General features: G+C 56.5%; 2 protein-coding genes and 1 pseudogene. 2 read left to right on the top strand and 1 reads right to left on the bottom strand.

Going from position 1 to position 2,196, the window contains the following annotated elements; all coding sequences use genetic code 11:
* Both BLIN9172_RS17660 and BLIN9172_RS18015 read left to right on the top strand, forming a co-directional pair.
* On the top strand, positions 1-1,225 hold a 1,225-nt coding region (locus BLIN9172_RS17660), incomplete at its 5' end, for a phospholipase A2 (protein WP_219618607.1).
* A 13-nt stretch (positions 1,226-1,238) separates the two neighbouring features.
* Positions 1,239-1,595 (top strand): hypothetical protein, encoded by a 357-nt coding sequence (locus tag BLIN9172_RS18015; protein ID WP_127362833.1) that lies wholly within the window; start codon positions 1,239-1,241, stop codon positions 1,593-1,595.
* A 21-nt stretch (positions 1,596-1,616) separates the two neighbouring features.
* On the opposite strand, the pseudogene BLIN9172_RS17665 reads toward BLIN9172_RS18015, so the two are convergent.
* Positions 1,617-2,102, bottom strand: a pseudogene (locus tag BLIN9172_RS17665) (transposase); the annotation flags it as partial.
* Between the last annotated feature and the right edge of the window lie 94 nt (positions 2,103-2,196).

Consider the following 2,196-nt stretch of genomic DNA (forward strand, 5'->3'; position numbering starts at 1 on the left):
ATGGGCAGACCGAGGTCGACCCGGTCGGGGTGGTGATGCCGCTGACCGCGTGATTCGTAGCCCGACCCCGCTGCTTAATACCAAGTTAAAGGAACTACCGAAGAACACCACGAAAAGGGACTTGACCCATAGTTTTGAAATGAGATTCATGAAAACCTTTAACATACGGTGTCGTTCGATTTTACTGTGCCTGTCTGCTGCAGCGCTGATCGCTCCCGCTGTCGCGTCTCCAGCAGTTGCTGACCAACCCGTTGTTCGCACCCAGGGGGCAGTACCGAATCGGGCACTCAAGCTCAACGACCTCGGAGCAACCAGCGTCCAGAGTGCCTCGACCTTCGGTACAACCCAACCCGAGGATGAAGACGACGAGAGCATGATCCTGTCGTCTTTCGAGCCAAAGACGATCGAGGCAAGCGACGTTACTTCAAAGGACGGCGTCAAGATTCGCTTTGATCTCCCCGCTGGATGCGGCAGCACAGGAACGGCTGGCACAGTTGACTGCGGCTTCGGCTCGGCTACATTTGACCCCGCTGTTGTTGATGCTGACGGAAACGACGTCCCTTACCGCGAAACCTCACAAGACAAATCAATCCGCCTCGAAGTCACCCCATCATCGAAGACAGTGTTCCCTCTGACGGCAACCATGTACATCGGCGAGACGCTGACTACCGAAGACGGAGAAACGGCCACCGAAGTTGCCAGCGAAACCTTGGGTGATGTCATTGCGATGGGGGACGATCTGGAGTTCACCGATGAAGAATTGGCGCAAGAAGAAACCGACCTCGATGCCGCGCTAGCCGAAGAAGCTGAGACCACACCCCCGACGTTCGGACCTGTTGGCCCTCTGACTCCCTACGCCAAGAAGCCGGGGAGAGTCACCATCCCCAAGAATTATCGGTACTGCCCGAAGTCGTGTAAGCCGAAGAGCTGGCATGACTATTGCACCTCCTCTCCAGACCAGCCTGTGGTTGGTAAGTATCGAGTCGATTTCCGTGGCCCGTGTGCCCGACATGATATGAACATCCAGGCAATCATGGGGAAGAAGATCTCGAACTCTGCTAAGAAGAAGCAGTGGTACAGTGCCAATGGAAAACTCAAAAGGCAGATGAAGCAGCAGTGCCAGCATCAGTTTTCCAAAGGTACGGTCTTCCGCCAGAACTGCTACATCACGGTAGGCGTCTACTATGCAGCAGTGACAGCAAATACTTTCGTCAAGAAGCTGTAGGAGGCACTCAGTCGTGAATTCATCAAGAAGTCTTGTCCTCGGAGGGCTTGTTGCTTTTGTCGCTGCGATGGTGCTCTATGTTCTCTCTCTACCGGCGTTCATTTCGATTGTGCTCGTTCTGGTCTCTGGTGTACTCGTGGCTCTAGCTATCCACCGATCACCAATAGCTCCGGAGTCAGCGAGGAAGTGGGTAGCTTCCGGCATGGCCCTGACTGTTTTGCTGGCCGCCGGGCTTGTGTGGGCTGGCTACTTCAGTCCGATCACAGCAATTCTCGATGGCATGATTCCCCTTCTATTGGGGGTTGCAACAGTCGTCTTCGTTGTCATCGCGGCGGTCAAGATTTACAGGTCAACAGGTAGGGACTGCTGAAGGTTTGGTTGACTCCTGGGTTTATGCCGCCAGAGCGACGGCCTTGTGGTGAACAAGCTCGTATTCAACCGGGGTCAGTTTACCCAAACGTCGCTGTCGACGCTTCCGGTGATAGGTCCGCTCGACCCAGTGGACGATCGCTGTGCGCAACCTCGCTCGCGTGTCCCAACGGCCCCGATCGAGGACGTTCTTCTGCAACACGGCGAAGAACGATTCCATCGCCGCATTATCACCAGCAGCACCGACCCGACCCATCGATCCGACGAGCCCGTAATGCCGTAGAGCCTGCTGGAACTTCCGAGAACGAAATTGCGACCCGCGATCCGAATGCACCACGCAACCGGCCACGGCTCGCTGTCCGCCACGACGGGCCACAGCATCATCAATCGCCGCCACCGCCAGGCGAGATTTCATCCTCGAATCGATGGCATAGCCGATGATTCTGTTGCTGAACACGTCCTTGACCGCGCACATGTACAGCTTGCCCTCACCCGTGTGGTGCTCGGTGTAGGGTCGGACCGGGGCGCTCTGCCAGCCTCACGACTGGTAAGTTTCCCCGGCCCGCCCTCCGAACCGGACGTGCCCATTCCTGAGCATCCAG

This window comes from Brevibacterium linens ATCC 9172, assembly GCF_900169165.1.
Classification (GTDB): domain Bacteria; phylum Actinomycetota; class Actinomycetes; order Actinomycetales; family Brevibacteriaceae; genus Brevibacterium; species Brevibacterium linens.